Raw genomic sequence first — 16,867 nt, forward strand, 5'->3', positions numbered from 1 at the left:
TGAATATTCGGACTTTATTTTTCAAAAAAATAACTACAAAATTGTACCTTTTATAGATTGTTCATTTACAATATAAATGTATAATTATTTTTTATGAAAATAATTCATTCCAACTTTGCTCGATAATATGTTGCAAAAAAAAGGTTTTCAACTGGTTCTCCAAAAAAATCCGAAATACTTTTTGCCCGACTAGAAATTAAACCTTTTCTACCCGATTCAACATCATATAAAGTGCTAACTGGGATTTTTGAACCTTTGGAAACCTCATTAATTGTATAACCTTTTAATTCACGAAATTCTCTTAAAACTGTCAAATGTCTCACCCCCTTATTTACAGTTTATTCGTCTTTGAGCCTAAAGTCAACACTTAAAGTTCATATTTAACACACTTTTAGTGTATTTTCCAAAAACTATCTTACTATGCGAAATTGGAGTGATAATTAAAATGACAATCGATGAAAATATTGTAGGGAAAAACATAAAAAAATTAAGAGCTATAAAAGGAGTAAGCCGAAAAGAAATGGCTGAAGATTTAAATGCTACATATAGAACTGTATCTAGCTGGGAAACTGGAGAAAAAACACCACGCTTAAATAAATTAGAGGAAATTGCTAATTATTTAAATGTCAGTGTCCCTTCTTTATTAAAAAATGAAATTCCGGATGAAGACCTCTTAAAAAGTATTAGAGGCGAAGATCCAGTTGAACGTTTAGCCAGACTACTCTATGAACGATACATGAGTGTACCAGATAAACATAAACCTCGTATTGAAGAAGAATTATTAAAATATGCTAGCCAATTAAAAAAGCAAGTTGAACAAGAAGAATAGGAGAACCTCATTCCAGAGGCTCTCCTATTCCTCTTGTTCGTAACTCGCACATAACTCCATAATTTCACTAAAAGTTTGTAAATCAATCGTTTTTACAATCTCTACTATTTCATTTACACTTAATCCTATTCTCCCCATTGCTGCCCCTCCATTTTTTATTTTTACATTGTGAAAAGTAACACAAAAGTTTCATAATTCCACATGTAGATATTTATAAAACAGTTTATAAAATCACAAAAGACACCGTTCAAAACGATGTCTTTTGTAAAAATATAAAGTTTAATAATAAACAGAAAAATCATCCACCTCCACCAGGATCAACCATCATTCTATAAAGCTTATACTGTTTCCCAGAATCTTTAGCTTGTTGGGAGTACTGTTGTGTTTCCATTTTACCTAGTGAACTATTCACTACGGGTAATAACAGTATAGCGGCTACTATTAATACGTATAACTTTTTCACCATTTCCTCACCATCCCTTGACAACTATATTATAATTTCCGAATATTCGTTATATATTACTTCAGCAAATTTCACGTACAAAAAATCATTATTTGCTTTAAACATATCTATAGATTGCTCAATTAAATGTATATCTTTTTTAGCCATTCCTAGATAACATGTTTGAAGTGGCGTTAACATGTTCTTTTTTAATCTAATTTCTTCTAGTATATTTATTGCTTGTTGATATTTTCCTTTTTTGATTAAAAATAAAGCATACTCAGCCGGATGTAATTTATCAAAATCTATTTTATTTAAATCTTTCCACCAAAAGATTCTAATGAAGTTAATATCATTTAGAGCTATATTGTATTTCAAACTACCTTTAGCACCCTTCAATACATTTAACGCTTCTCGAAAGAAATACAAAGATTTCTTATAATCAGAAAACATGAGGTTTTCTCCACTCCTAATATTCAACAAAGCTTCCATGACAGGGAAGAAATTTATATCCTTATGTGTTCTTAATTCTCCATTTTCTCTTACAAATTGTAAAGAATTATTTTTCCTTAATATTGAATAACTCCATAGTTCTTTTACCCAAAATCCGTATAAACTCTTTAAATAAATATTGGTTACTAATTTATCATCCATTATATTATTCTCAACTCTCGACTTATAACCTTCCATTAGTCCAAAATCCCCTAAATCACAAAGAATTAACATACTCAGAATATCACAAAAAATTTCTACATCCGCATTTGAATTTCTAGCTTTTTGGACATCCAAGTACACTTTTCTGACATTTCCCCCTTTCAAGCGGTCGATATATAAATTAAAAATATTTGCAAACCGTCTCATTTCTAAATCCTTGCTCTCTTCACATATTTTAGAGAGATATTCCATTAATACTATGTGATCGTTCAAATGAGCAAGTGCAAATGCAACCTTCACATTTATGTTTAATCTATCGTCTAACGTACCTAAATAATCAATTATTTTTTGTTCTTGTTTATCTTTATCATATGCAAAAATGACATAAGCAATTTTCGAAAAAGTATATACAGATATTTCTTTGTCCTTATTAATCCAATTAGAAATTGTAGATTTAGCAACCCCAATTTCTTTTGAAAGATCAGTATATGTCCTATTTTTAGATGATAAATAATCATCAATTTCTTTGGCTAATTTCTTCATGTATTTTCACCTCGTCTTTTTTCACGAACATTCAGAAACGTACATATAATCAAGAAAATTATACCACATTACCCAAAAACAAGTGTTTGCTCAAATATTAACAGAATTTTCTGTTTATTAATTGCAAAAAATATGAACTTAGGGTGTTGATATTATTCACATACAATTGTAAAATACAAATAACTTATCTATGCACGAAAGTTTTTTAGAAAACAAAAAATAAAACCCCACCGTCCAGTTTTTAATTGGCTTCTAGTTTGGCGACCGGAACCAATTAAAAACTCCTAAGATAGGGTTTTAATTCACACTATAAATATATGTGTTTTTCTATAATATCATACTTGATATTAAAATTATATCATAATGCATATACAATGTGAATATAAAACCCCTGTTTTTCCTGTTTATTTGCGGTGGGAAATATAGGAGGTTTTTTCTGTGTTATTGCACAACTTTTTGCTCAGTCGAGCAAAAGCGGAACTAAGTCCCCACATCAATCACTTATCAAAGAAAACTGGGGCTATTAATCAATCAATTAAGAAAGTTATTACTTATATTGATAATGTTGTCCTAGAATATGAGGGTGTTACTACAAAGGATTACCTCACCAAACGTAAGTATGAAGCTTTAGAAACAGTTTTATCATACCTAGTACAAGAAGGATATTCCCAAGTAAAGCAAGATCATATCAGCAAAAAATCAGGTATTTCAAAACCTCTCATTAACTACGTGTTAACATGGCTGCAAGATCTGGGAGTATGCCAACAAATTAAAGTACGAAGACATGGTAAGATTGCCCCTTCAATTTACATTTTATCCATACATAACAACTATTTAAAAATTATTGAATACTTCAAGATAAAATGGGCTGTAGCAATTGATGTGTGCTCTACTTTCACTGATTTTCTAAGTGAAAAACTCTTTAAGAAAACTGTTGTAGCCAATCACAAAGATATAAAGAATGATATACCAGTCTCGTCTAATTCTGTAGATATTTTCAGCGCAAACAAACAAGCGAAATCAAATACGGATTGTGAATTAAAAGAAAAGAATAACAGATTACAAGATTTAGAAGAATATTTAAGTGAGGATCAGAGAAAGGCTTACTACTACATTTTAAGTCAAGAACTAAATCATCTTAGTGAAAAGGATGCATACACAATTGCTTTAAGGATGCCACCTTATATCGACCGCTATGCTAGATGGGATTTTGAAGAATGTGTGCAATGGTTCCAATACAATGAAGCTCAAAATAGTAATCCCGCACATTTTATAAAAATGTTTGGACAAAAATCAAAACAAAATTGGGAACGAAGAAATCATAACGCAATAGAAAAGAATTCCCTACATGGTACAAATAAAAAAAGAAAATTTCTTTTCTATAATTTCTTAGAAGAGAATAATTAAATTTTAAAAATTATACTAGTATGTAGCCTTGCTTAAAAAAATCAAATATAGCAAGGCTATTTGTCATATCCTCTTATAAAAGGTCATAAACTTGTTATTTTTCGACACAAGAAACTTCAAAATACAAATCATTTTATAGAATCTTTCTATGAAGTCCCGTACAATTTACGTATACGATTAACCGTAATTTATTTATGGATAATTCGTCATTTACTATCAAATTTAATTTGAAATTTACTAAGAGAAAATCCTGAATACCTTGCCAGAGTATGTTTAAAGGCATCATAATTTATTCTAATGTTTTTATTGGTTATACTTATTAAAACAAGATTTATTTAATATAGCATTCTGAAAATCTTTCTGTATTGTCTAATTTTAGGGAATCCGATTAAACTTGCAAAACATATAAATAATTATGTAGATTCCTATTATTGGCTTCCCTAAAATCTGATGAAATTCTATTTGTTTCAAATTAAGCACATTAATATGCTCCCCTTCTTCCCCCACTTCTAATATCATTAGCAATTGAATGCATTCTGAAAAGATGGTCCATACTAATAAATGTGAACTCCTAAATAGGGATTTGTAAAATCATTTCGATCTAAGACTAAACACCTCTAATGCCCGGCAGATTTTGTAAAAGTCTAAGACACCCCCATAAGCCATTCTTGGCGAAGATTAAGCCGTTTTAGGAGCCAGGAATATTACTAGTAATATCTAGAATTATCCCTTTTGACCCTCAATAAAGGACTTATAATTGTTATATATAAGAAACTCAAAATAATTATTCAAGATTTAAATAATACGTACCTTTTAAATCGAGAATTATTATTCACTAGTAAAACGCTACGTAAACGGATAGCATTCAAATAGATTTCCTTATTAACTTTTCATGTATTTTAAATTAAAAGAATATTAACTAGATACTAATTCTATTAATGAAAGCTTTGATTCTTGCACATATATCTAGTAAAATTCTTATATTGGAAACAAACTTCTAATAATAAAATTTCAAGTAATTCTTTAATTATTGTATAATCTAATAAATATTTTCTTGTTTTCAAAGGTGAACGTTATGAAAACGGATAGCGTTTATAATTTAATTAACCTCAATACTAGATACATAGACTAATCTAATACACAAGTATCTGCACAGGAAACCTTTTGAAAGTAATTAAAAATCTTACCTTGTAGCCCTATAAAGATTTCTATTTTTAGAGGAATGATCCTCCTAATAAAGAAAGAATATCTAACACACAAATAATGGAGGTGTGAAGTTTGGAATATGGATATTTTGCACAAGAAGTAGCAAAGCAACTAGATATTAACACTAATACACTTCGTAGATGGTCAATTGAACTAGAAAAAATGGAGTACATATTTGAAAGAAATGAACGTAACCAACGAATTTATTATGAAAATGATATAGATATTTTAAAACAAATGAAGGAATACCTAAATCAAAACTGGAAATTAGAAGAGGCCGCTACACGAAGCATGGATATAGTCGAAGAAAACGCCAAAAAAACGGATAGCGTTCAAGAAGAACCTGATACTGAAGTAACACTTCAGAAACGTTCACAAACGGATATTTCAATAATTCAAGATAAGTTTTCCTATATGTTTAACCAACAAGAAAAAATTGTACAACAAAACCAAGATATTATTAATTTACTATTACAGGAACGCTCAGAAAAGGAAGAAAAAGATTTACAAATTCAGTTACTACAAGAAAAACTGGATAAAACAATTCAATTGTTAAATGAAGATCGCCAAGAGCAACAAGATAACACTAAGAAAACGTTCATTCAACGTTTGTTCAATCGAAACTAATTCGGATATGCATTTTCTATCAAATACATATCCGAATTAGTAAAAAAATAAAAAAAGCGGTAATTACCGCTTTTTTTATTTTTTTAACTCATCTTCACAATGCTGAGTGTACATTTTTCAAAAGGAGTTCCTCTTATATCTTTTTTTAATAGCCATTTAACTTTGAAAGTAAAACATTTTTTTATAATATACATCTAACTAACACTCATCAAACGTTCATATAGCTATACATTTTTACTTAGCTTCATACATACCGTCTTTGTACATTGAAGAGAAGGTAAAGTGATTTAATTTATAATATTATTAATTGAAAAAACCTCAAGAATTCCTGTCTTTTATCATCCTTATCCAAAATACTTTTCTAAATTCAAACGAATCAAAAACATCTTAATCCCTTGATATTAAAAGGCCGAACGCGCCATGAACGCCTAGCGTTCATGCTAAATTCCAGTGTGTATATACTTAAATTCTATATAGTTGTTCCTCAACTCAAATTTTAATTCGATCTTGTATGAAATTTGAAGTATCGGTTGCAATTTTATTGCGTTTTAAGGAAATTTCAGCGTGATCACAATTATATACATATCTCTTTTGCCTTTCCTGTGAATTCCAAATATTCTCAGTATCGTTAATATCAACATATTCATCATACTTTGCAGAAATCAGCAAATTTTTTTATCGATTTTTAGGGAAGATTGACTAGGTTCTATAATTTCCCAACATTTTAATAAATCTTCATAGGAAACTCCATGTTTTTGCAAGTCTTCTTTAATATTTTTACCAGGTCGTGTCTTCCATATTAAGTGCGACATTCGATTAGCATACAATAATGTTACTAATTAAAGCTTTCATTATCGCTAAATAATTGAGCTTTATGAACGCTATTAATAAATTTACATTATACAACCCAAGCAAGGATATCTTAACAACTTATGGTAATGGATTTAATAGCTTATGAACGCATAGCGTTCACGTTTTGCAAAGCGTTAATTTAACGCTTTGCAAGCACTCATACTATATTTTTTTAATCTTGTTGTAATGAAATTATATATTTAATACTTAAAAGATTATCTTCTATATTTTATTATTAAGATAGCTCTTTGTAACACTAGTTTTACAAAGAGCTAAGATATGTTGAAGAGCGTTTACTATATTAAAATTTGGTTGTCATTAAGTACTGATCGTTATTATAGCGTTCAGTATATGTTGCAATGAATCTTTTAACCTTATATATAATGATCCAGCTTTAATTTTAGCAACTAATATATATGTAGTTATAGCTCAGATCTATCTTATCCAGACTTCATTGATATGCCGTCATAACTATATTAATTTGTTGATTAATTCTCGGGATGTTCCTTAAATTATGCTTATTTATTACAAATATAGAATGATAAACTCATTTGTATCATTTAAATAAAACTACAAGGTCAAAATAATGTCCTCCTAAATTTCACAAACAAAGCCTTCTTGATCATCAACTTGTACATCTTTTATCAAACTTTATAAACTACCTTAGTATCAGTCGCATTTCTCTCAAAAAACTCATAAACGTTGATATTAAAAGGATAGTCGCTACAAAAACGGATAGCGTTCACGTAATGTTAAACACTAAAATAACACTTCGATAACGTTTATACGGTAGGGAATTCAGATACATTCTCTAAAACATCAAATTCTCTTGAAAGTATTAAACTTTCAAATCCAACTACTTTATTTGCTAAAAATGAATTTCAACTTAAATAATTGAGTTGGATCATATACAAAATACTCACTCTAATCGATGCTTTCATTATTACTTTCTGAACACTACAACTTAAGCGGCCTATCAGTTATTACTCTAGACCTAGAGAGCAATACCAAACTTTATTATGTAAACTGTGAACTCACATTATATACATGGATCAAAGAAAGCAAAACGCCCTAAATTAGTTTACTTGCTCTATGAAATGACACCTACAAAGAAACAGGAAAAGGATTAACTTATAATTCTTGCTCTGCAGAGCTCACCCAACTAAAAAGGCAAACTGATACGGGAAGCAAGTTGTGGTTACCAAAATAAGGACGTTAAAAATCTAAAACTTCGTGAGTGGGATTGCTCTTCTTGTATCCCATTTCACGATAAAGATGTTAACGCAGGACCTAAATCTTAGAAACGAAGCTATTCGTCTCTTAATCGTAGGAATCTCCCGCTTCAAACAGTCCATAAGAACATTAAGTGGTGAGTAGTTCAAGAACGCTATGACAACGTATGCTGTTAATTAAAAATATATCATAACAAAGTTACATTATACACCCGAAGCAAAGATATCTTAGCACCGTATATTAATGGATATAACGACTCATGAACGCATAGCTTTCAATAAGTGTGCAATGAATATCTTAGCCCTATATAACGATACGATTTAGACATAATGATGCAACTTTAATATTAGCAACTAATTTATGTGTCGCTATAGCACAGATCTATATTCTCCAGGTTTCATTGATATGTCGTTATAGATATATTAATTTATAGATTGATTCTTGGGATGTTCCTTAAAGTATGTTTATTTATTACAAATATAGAATGAGTAGATCGTTTGTATCATTCGCATCCCTCTCAAAAAACTTATAAACGTTGATATTAAAGGGATAATCGCTATGAAAACGGATAGCGTTCATGTAATGTTAAACACTAAAATAACACTTCGATAACGTTTGTGCTGTTAGGGGATTCGGATACACCCTCTAAAACATCAAATTCTCTTAAGAATATTACAATTTAAACTTTTAAGTCTAACTTTAATTTCTAAATATACCTTAAAGGAATCCTATCAACGAATATAGAAAACTTCTCCAGGACTTATACAAATGAAGTACCAAACATACTATTAACTTTTAAAAAGTAAATCTATCCAATACACTGAAATGAAATATAAAATAAATATCTATTATATATTTATTTTATATTTCATTGGAATAGAATCCCTAACACACCAACTCATAAAATAACATTAATCCTATGAATATTTTAATTATATCCAAAATATATTCATTTTATATTTTATTGATATTAATTCCTTTCAAACCCTTGATTTTATTCTGATTTTAAGTTATAATATAGTTAATAAATATAAATAAGAAATAAAAATTATAGAGGTGATGTATAATGACAGATTTAAAAGGGAATAATCTTCATATAGACATTGAAGGCGATATTGGAAACGATTCTTTTAAAGGTTACATCAATGGTGAATACATAAAAATGAAAAACGTATATCAAAGCGTTTACTCAATGCCCAATGTAACTGAAACAAACACTCAAAAAAATGTAATCAATTTAGTAGACAACATGTTTGTAAATATTGCTAGTAAATCAATTAGAAGATCCGGGATGTATTTTATTGGTAATCGAGCAATGCTAACAGGGAAGAACCCAAAAAACATGAACATTAAAGTAGGCCAAAAATATAATGATGATTTACCGTTAATTAATATGCTAGGACTAATTGCAAATAAATCAGTTCAGCTTGAGTGGGAAAGAACTGAACAACTACCACAATCAATTAATGTGACTGTTGATCTTATTTCAGCTATTCCAGCAAGCCAATGGACACCTGTAAATGCTAAGCACCTAGAGCAACGTTTTACTAATTCAAATCATGTTGTAGTTGTTTATGTAGGGGAAGAACAAGTAACGGTCAGCTTAGCATTTAACAGTGCAAGCATTACTCAAGAAGGTGTTCCTCCTTTATATGCAATCCTTGAAGGCGAAGAAGATATGTTTAGTGATTTTATTAAACTATATAAAGACAAACTTGAGGTAGAGACTGTAAAAAAATCATTCTTTAAGAACAAAAAAATCTTGCATAGTGACATTGGAGATGGAACAACTGAGTATATATACACAGTTGGCGTAAATCCAGTAATTGATGCTTGTAGTGGAGAAAGACGTGGAGTTGGGCATGCTACAGAAGAAGCTGTTAAGCTATTAAACCAAGAGCGTGGAACAAACATTAAACGCCAACAATTCTCACAAATCCTTCAAGATCCAGACCATAAATATCATGAAGAAGCAACTGGGTACTTTAATATCACAAAAGTGGAACAGGCTGAACTTATCTTAGAAGATACAGGTGAAAAATATGTAAGTAATACAGCTAGTGAAGCTGAAATTTTATGTGTATATGGTGGGGGAAGTGTTACTTTTAAAGATGAATTATATGACCAATTATTAGAGTACTGTGAGCGAGTGGGTATGTACTTATTATGGATTCCAGAAAAATATGCTGTAGATATGAATGCTAGAGGGATGCAAGTTATCAAGAAAATTCTTACTCGAAAAAAGGTGAGATAATATGTCTGACAAGAAAAGAGAATCTTTCTTTTGGAATCTCAAAAAAATTGAGAACGAGGAATTCTTTAAATGGTTTGAATCTCAAGGAAATATAGCAGATTCATTATATAAACTTGTCTGTTACTTTATTGATAAACATGGCTTACAAGATGTTGGGGATTATAAGATTCAACAACAAATGCAAAGAGAAATCTTGCTTCAAGATAAAGATTTTTTAAATGAGATTAAACGGGTCATATTAAATGATTCAAATCTCATTATCGAAAATGAAGACTCAAGCATCCATACCATCCATACCATCCATAATGAAAGAAAATCTCCTAATGAGAAAATTGAGACTTCTGAAGAGCAATCCGATAATAAAGATGTAAAAAAAGAAGATGTTTCTAAATCTGAAACAAACGTTTTGAATGATGAATATGAAGATCTTGATACAGCAAGTTTATTTGGTAATTAATACTGTCAACATAACAAAAAGAGTCCTGAGTGATACGGACTCTTTTTTGAGCATTTACGTCAAACATCATATAGAACCAGGTTTATCTTAATAGCTTAGTCCCTCATAACGAGAGAGGGGAACGTTTACATTTCTCTCATTTATTTTACCACTTGAACAGATGCAGGTTTCCATCCCTGATCCTCTACCCAATCAATATCAACCTTATATTTTTTATTACTTTGCTTATCTCGTACATTACCGTAGGCTTTATTATTACCATTATTTCCAATGAATTCAAAAATCAATTGGCTCTCTGGAACATCAACAGCATAAGAAATTGCTTTTTTCATCTCATTCCAATCTACTGTTCCTTCTTCAAATTTCATTGCAGGTTTTGCTCCTTGCTCTGTACCAATTGGCTTCCAAGAAGAATTGGTTTGAGAACCTTTTTCTTGAGGTATCGTTTTTTCTCCCTCTTTATTTTCATTTCCGTTCGTTTTTACTGATTCTTCTACTTTTTGTTTCTCTTCTAACTGTGCTACTTCTTTATCTTCACTTTTCTTCTCTTCTATCTTTGCTACTTCTTTATCTTCACTCTTCTTCTCTTCTATCTTTGCTGCTTCTTTATCTTCACTTTTCTTCTCTTCTATCTTTGTTGCTTTTTTATCTTCACTTTTCTTCTCTTCTATCTTTGTTGCTTTCTTTTCTTGAGCAATTGCTTTCTTTGATGTATCAGAAGTGAAAAACAACTGATATGTCACTAGACCAACTGTCACTAATACTAAACTAAATGCGATATTAAAAATTCCCTTTTGACGACGATTTTGTTGTTTTTCTTGAAACCTGCTTCCTTGTCCCATTTTCAAACCTCCGTGTTTATAAAAATCATTTAAACTATACGATCCATACCATTAAATATGTACTGTTTCTATTAATTTCACCTCTTTTTTCAGATAATCGTGTTATTTCTGAATATTTAATTTACTCTGAATGAATAGTCCTAATTACTTGAATTATAAATTGCGCTTTTCTATAATACATTTTATTATTAATAACTTCAATAATGAATATGTACATATCTTCATGCATGTCCTAGCATTTATTTCGTCACGTCGGGCTCGTAGTTCTCGTCGGTAATTTTTCCGTTCTGTGGTAGGGGAAACCATGTACGGGGGAGATAGCGTCTACGCCGGATGAGTGGGTTGCTCCCACAAAATCTCCCCAAAAGTCGACGATGTCAATACCACCCAACAATGAAAATACCCTAGGTTGTCCAGGCTACAAGAACTCCGGACTATTAGTCGAGCATCCTGACCTCGCGAACCTGGCGGGCTACGATTTGCACGAATTCTTCACGGGGAACGGTTTCATTTGGTGCACCTGCCTCCACCTTCGTTTCTATGTTCATCCACACTTTCTTAGTTTTGTAACGTTTGACGAGGTCGAGTGTGCTCACACCGAGTTCGAGGGGATAAAGAGAATGACGCTATAAATCCATCGTGAACTACCCGCCACTTAACGTCCTAACGGACTGTCTGAAGTGGGGGGAATTAGTATGTAAATACTCTAAAAAAAAGAGTCCTAGAAATAGGACTCTTTTTTTTAGACTTTAATTTTCAACTTACATCTTATCAATAATTAACTGTCGTTTATACCATTGATTTAATTTGCTTCTCGCAGTACCAGAGAGACGTTTTGTTTTTTTATTATAGAATCTAGAAAGAGTAGGCTGTGATATACCTATCTCTATTGAAAGTTCTCGCATAGTTATATTTTTTTTCATATGAATCAACTCTATTTTCTCCCTGATTAGTTGTTCATTTTCATTCGTATCTAATGGTTTTTCTACAATTTTTATTGGATGATTTTCCTCATGTATTGTATCAATTGTTTTCTTTTTCGCTAAGTTTTCCATTGAACTAATTAATTCTTTTGGTGGCAATATTACTATTCCTAACTGTGAATAATAGTTTTTAAACCAATTCTTCTTTGTCAGTTTTTCTTCTTCTAAACCATTATGATATTCCCAATGAGAAATTACTTCTTCTTTTTCTAAATCACTAAGAACATTTTCTAATTGTTCGCGGATACGATTAGGTTTTTGTTTCTGGTTTATACCCATAACTGCTAACAAACCTTTATCTCCACCTATAGAATAAGGTCTTTGTAAGCTAGAAAACATTTGACGGATTCTCCATTGCCATGTCAAATACCGAATTAATCTTTTATGATATTTGTGTCTATAGCTATTATATTCAAGTGCCTTCTTTGATAATAGTGCGGTAGTACTATTAGATCCATATAGATATCCGGATAAGAAACTTCCCGGTTTGATTCGGCACGATTCTATCCCCATGTATTCGTTTGTGTTTTTATCTCTCCATAGAACTACGGAATCTAATACAAATAGTCTTTTAATTACCTCGCGTTTTACTTCATAATGCTTACCTGTTTCAGCGCGATCATTTAATACGACTACTTCATTTTCATCATTTAGATATATAAAAATACTCGCTAGGGCTGCAATCCGCTTCGCTACCTTAATTTTATCTTCTACCCTATAATATTCGACACCATTTGCCTTAGCCTTTGAAATACTGCACATTTCTAAAACTTGTTCATATGAAAAATCAATAAATTCATCCGGCGATTTTGCTTCATTCAACCATTGAATTGTGATGGTATCTAAACAATCTGCAGTTAAATCATCCATATTACTCATTACGCCATCTACTAATGTATTCCATCTTGCTGTCTCTTCAATATTCGTTAACCTTAGATCTTCATCTTTATGAGAGGAAAGCTGGGCCACTCCATTACTATCCTTTGTTTCAATAGGATATGACTTTAACCGTGTGTTTTCATCTTCTTCAAATTGATTTTTAGCTATTCCATCTCTTAACTTATAATAGACAGCAGAGTTATTTACTTCTAAATAGTTTTCATTCAATATGTTTGCATCTGATTTACTTGTTGCTGTATCCATTATAGTACTAGGTGTCTGATTTTTACGAAACTCTTGTTCAATAAAGATACCTATTGTCTCATGAATGATTAATCTGTAATCATCTATGTTTTTAAATATATCTAGAGAAGAAATACCTTTTCTTTGTTGTTGTTCTATCCACTGTACAAGCATTGAAAATGATGGAGAAAGGTATTTTGAAGTCACAATTTTACTTTGATCTGCTTCAACCTCAACATAATAGGAAACCCATTTATGCCACAATTGCTCATCTTGTTTATACAGTTGTTCTGTTATTGATAGTGCATCTCTAAACAATTGTAGAACGTCTTCCATATAAATTCGGCTCCTTACACACATTTAGTTATTATTGATCTTAATTTGAAAATAATTAGCTATATGATGTTCCTTTTTATAAAACTAGAAATAAAGTCAGAATTTTCATTCTTTCGTTTCGCTGTTAACATGTTAAGGCCTCTATTTTGCATACTCATAGCCCACTCTGTAACTGATTATACAAGACTCAATCGATTTGTAAAATCCAAATAGCAATTATACAATAACCTATCTTTCATTCATTAACTCTTTTTCTATTAGATTTTCAGTACTATTATTCATATTTATCTCCCTAAGTTGCTCTTATATTTAAAAGAGAAGTAAAACCCAAAATGTAAAAATGAAAATATACACTTTACTTCGAATACCCCAAATTCATCAAAAATGAAAATTTATAGTCTTATCATTCCCCTTTCCATCAAAACATGAAACAAAAATGACATTATGTAACTCTTTTTACTAACTCGAAATTTTTTTATAAAAGTGCTTAAAGCTTGATATATAAGCTTTTCTATTACGCTATATTATTAGTTATGAAAATTTATAGCTATATGATGTCCCTTTTATTTTAGATGAAAATCCCATAAACCTTTTCATCTTAAGGCTTTACGCGTTTATAACCTTATTTTCACGTATTTATGCAACATGAAAATCCATAGCTGTATGATGTCCCTTTTTTTAACCAAACATGAAAACTTATCTAGCCACTTCATGTTCCTTTTGAAACTATAAAATTAGAGATAAAACCCATTAACATCACTATTTAAAGGGTTTTATCTGTTTATCTCACAACTATAAACATGAAAATCCATAGCTATATGATGTCCCTTTTATTTTTAAAAAAATCGATATAACCGTTGATTTAATCATGTTTACAAGGCTTTTTTTCTATTTTCCATCTTTTCTACCAATATGAAAATTCATAGCTATATCATGTCCATAAAAAAAAATACACAAATCCTGAAACCCCTTGATACACAAGGGATTAAAGGACGTTTCATCTTTTTATTTTTCCTCTTAAAGGGACGTATTTCAGCAAATTCCGATTTGGTATAATTAAAACTGGTATATTTTATATTGTTTTGGCATTTATTTCTGAATTTATAGGTAGGAGGTGAAAAAGATGGGAAAATCATTTATTATTCGTAATCAACGTAGTCTAAATGGACAATCTACAAATGCAGTTTTAGTAACACTGAAGTCTTGGCAAAAACTTGTTGAAACTTTCGAAGAGAAATACTACAGCTATAAAGATACATACCTTGAGGATATTGTTGATCATATGACATATGAGGAGCGTATTGCCGATGTGGATGGCTTCGTAGCAAAGGCTAAACCATCTTTTTCACGTCGTACACTATCTGCTATTTCGGAAACAATGGGGAGAAAGCATAAATTATATGGCATTACAAATGCAGATTTGGAAGTCTTCTTATATCTACATAAAAAATGTTACACGAATGGAGTCATTCCAAATGTAACAATACATATGATGTGGGAAGATTACAAACTATATAAAGAAGAATTTGCTTACATACAGCATTCTCAATTTTATATTTCATTAAAAAAATTAAACCTACATAACATTATTACGATTGAAAATGAATTAGATGGCCGATATACAATTAAATTAACTCATTTTATGAATGAAGAAACTGAAAAGGCCAATGCATATGTTTATATTAGCCCAGTGGTGTTTACGAAAGCTTTCTTTGAGTTATCAGTTGCAGCTAAGAAGCTATTCTTAGATATTGCTATGCAACAGCACAGTGAAACTACACTAAAACGTTCCTTAGACAAACAAGATGAAAGAGGGAATAGAACTCATTTTGGTGGGATGTACCGCTTTTTACATAAAAAATACCCACATCAAATACGCGCAGTTATAACAGAATTAACGACTGCATTACCATGTACAGGGACTCCACTATTCAAAATTTGTAAATTACAAAAAGGGACTAAGAATAAAAAAAGATATACAACTCTATATCTATCCTTACATACGGATTTCTTATGTACAAAAGAAACAGGCGAAGTACAGTATCGCGATCCATTCACACCAAAGCTTACTTATGCTCGTAAAGCTCGTTTTATCGAATCCGTGCTACAAGAGATGAATATTGGTGAGTTTACACAAGACATGAATAAATTTATTGCTGTACTTAAATATACATGCCATCGACAAATTCGAAGCGTAATTCATAGCTTACGTGACATGATAGATCGTAATGAAGAATATCCAAGCAAGTTAGTATATACACTGAAAAAATTATTAAATCAAACATCACAATATCAAATTCTTGATACAGCGGCTAAAGAAGGTATTTATCCTCTTATTACACAACATGTTCCAAAAGAACAAAAAGAACAAGCTGTATTTGATTTCGGATTGCATTTCTCTATGTACTCTCTTCGAAACATCAAAAAGCTGTTCCGCAAAACGTATGAATTACTAAACTACAAATTTGCTGTACCTGTTACAGAGGAATCGTATCACCGCAACTATCTAAAGTATCAAGAAGAAACGTTATTTAGAAAGTATGCCTATGAACAAGGTACAAACCTAAACGCTTATATGGCTTTAGAAATAGAAATACGTGAACTCTTAAAAGCAAGAGGACATAAAGATCGCTTTATTCCAAGTGATGTTCGTGAATTGTTCATTGAAAAGATAGATAGATTACCAAAAGAAAAGCTTCGCGTTATTGAAGTACCAGATAGCTTCAATTTAATTACATTTATGCGTGCCTTTGAACAGTTAATACGCGCTGGTGTCCCAGTAACAACAGCTGAGCAAGTACTAACAGCAATGAAAACAAACTAATCATAATCAGCTCTCTATTTTTGAAAAAATTCAAGATAGAGGGCTATTCGTGTTGATACGTTTCTTTAAAAGACTTTTACTCATTTTTCACAATAAGTAACTTTACTCGATTCTATTCATAATAGAGTCTTTTTTTATGCAATCATATACAAAAATAGTACGGTACCTATCTAAATTTCCACACATACTTTCATATAAACACGTTATGAGCTGTCTAAATACATTCAAATATCTACAAGAAATCATAAGAAAAAAA

The 16,867-nt window shown here is 30.7% G+C and carries 11 protein-coding genes and 1 pseudogene; 7 read left to right on the forward strand and 5 right to left on the reverse strand.

Annotation, left to right across the window (positions count from 1 at the left end; all coding sequences use genetic code 11):
• Positions 1-104: 104 nt before the first annotated feature.
• Positions 105-314, reverse strand: coding sequence for a helix-turn-helix domain-containing protein (locus MKX77_RS29225; RefSeq protein ID WP_340780599.1), 210 nt, complete (start codon positions 312-314; stop codon positions 105-107).
• A 131-nt stretch (positions 315-445) separates the two neighbouring features.
• Between MKX77_RS29225 and MKX77_RS29230 the strand changes: the two genes are divergently transcribed.
• Positions 446-829: a helix-turn-helix domain-containing protein gene (locus tag MKX77_RS29230; RefSeq protein ID WP_340780600.1), complete on the forward strand. Its 384-nt coding sequence runs from the start codon at positions 446-448 to the stop codon at positions 827-829.
• 298 nt (positions 830-1,127) lie between these two features.
• Here the strand turns inward: MKX77_RS29230 and MKX77_RS29235 are convergent, their stop codons facing one another.
• Together MKX77_RS29235 and MKX77_RS29240 are read right to left on the reverse strand one after the other, a co-directional pair.
• Positions 1,128-1,295 (reverse strand): hypothetical protein, encoded by a 168-nt coding sequence (locus tag MKX77_RS29235; protein ID WP_341308582.1) that lies wholly within the window; start codon positions 1,293-1,295, stop codon positions 1,128-1,130.
• 21 nt (positions 1,296-1,316) lie between these two features.
• Complete coding sequence (locus MKX77_RS29240; protein ID WP_341308583.1) at positions 1,317-2,468, reverse strand: AimR family lysis-lysogeny pheromone receptor; 1,152 nt, start codon at positions 2,466-2,468, stop codon at positions 1,317-1,319.
• Between the two features lie 438 nt (positions 2,469-2,906).
• Between MKX77_RS29240 and MKX77_RS29245 the strand changes: the two genes are divergently transcribed.
• From MKX77_RS29245 to MKX77_RS29265, 5 genes and pseudogenes are all read left to right on the forward strand, one after another.
• Positions 2,907-3,875 carry a Replicase RepFR55 gene (locus MKX77_RS29245; RefSeq protein WP_340805022.1) on the forward strand — a complete coding sequence of 323 codons (969 nt, stop codon included), beginning with the start codon at positions 2,907-2,909 and terminating at the stop codon, positions 3,873-3,875.
• 1,278 nt (positions 3,876-5,153) lie between these two features.
• A complete protein-coding gene (locus MKX77_RS29250; RefSeq protein WP_340805020.1) occupies positions 5,154-5,708 on the forward strand; it encodes a MerR family transcriptional regulator in 555 nt (184 codons plus the stop codon).
• Positions 5,709-7,753: 2,045 nt separating this feature from the next.
• A pseudogene (locus tag MKX77_RS29255) lies at positions 7,754-7,937 on the forward strand (hypothetical protein); the annotation flags it as partial.
• A gap of 922 nt (positions 7,938-8,859) precedes the next feature.
• A complete protein-coding gene (locus tag MKX77_RS29260; RefSeq protein WP_341308584.1) occupies positions 8,860-10,047 on the forward strand; it encodes a ParM/StbA family protein in 1,188 nt (395 codons plus the stop codon).
• Position 10,048: 1 nt separating this feature from the next.
• Positions 10,049-10,504 carry a hypothetical protein gene (locus MKX77_RS29265; protein ID WP_341308585.1) on the forward strand — a complete coding sequence of 152 codons (456 nt, stop codon included), beginning with the start codon at positions 10,049-10,051 and terminating at the stop codon, positions 10,502-10,504.
• A 140-nt stretch (positions 10,505-10,644) separates the two neighbouring features.
• Here the strand turns inward: MKX77_RS29265 and MKX77_RS29270 are convergent, their stop codons facing one another.
• A complete protein-coding gene (locus MKX77_RS29270; protein ID WP_341308586.1) occupies positions 10,645-11,346 on the reverse strand; it encodes a YrrS family protein in 702 nt (233 codons plus the stop codon).
• 761 nt (positions 11,347-12,107) lie between these two features.
• Entirely contained in the window at positions 12,108-13,787 is a 1,680-nt protein-coding gene (locus MKX77_RS29275; protein WP_341308587.1) for a helix-turn-helix domain-containing protein, read from the reverse strand.
• 1,123 nt (positions 13,788-14,910) lie between these two features.
• Here MKX77_RS29275 and MKX77_RS29280 point away from each other — a divergent pair.
• Positions 14,911-16,611, forward strand: a complete 1,701-nt coding sequence (locus MKX77_RS29280) for a hypothetical protein (RefSeq protein WP_341308588.1) — start codon at positions 14,911-14,913, stop codon at positions 16,609-16,611.
• Positions 16,612-16,867: the final 256 nt, after the last annotated feature.

The sequence above is a fragment of the Bacillus sp. FSL R9-9410 genome, from assembly GCF_038050385.1.
Taxonomy (GTDB): domain Bacteria; phylum Bacillota; class Bacilli; order Bacillales; family Bacillaceae_G; genus Bacillus_A; species Bacillus_A cereus_U.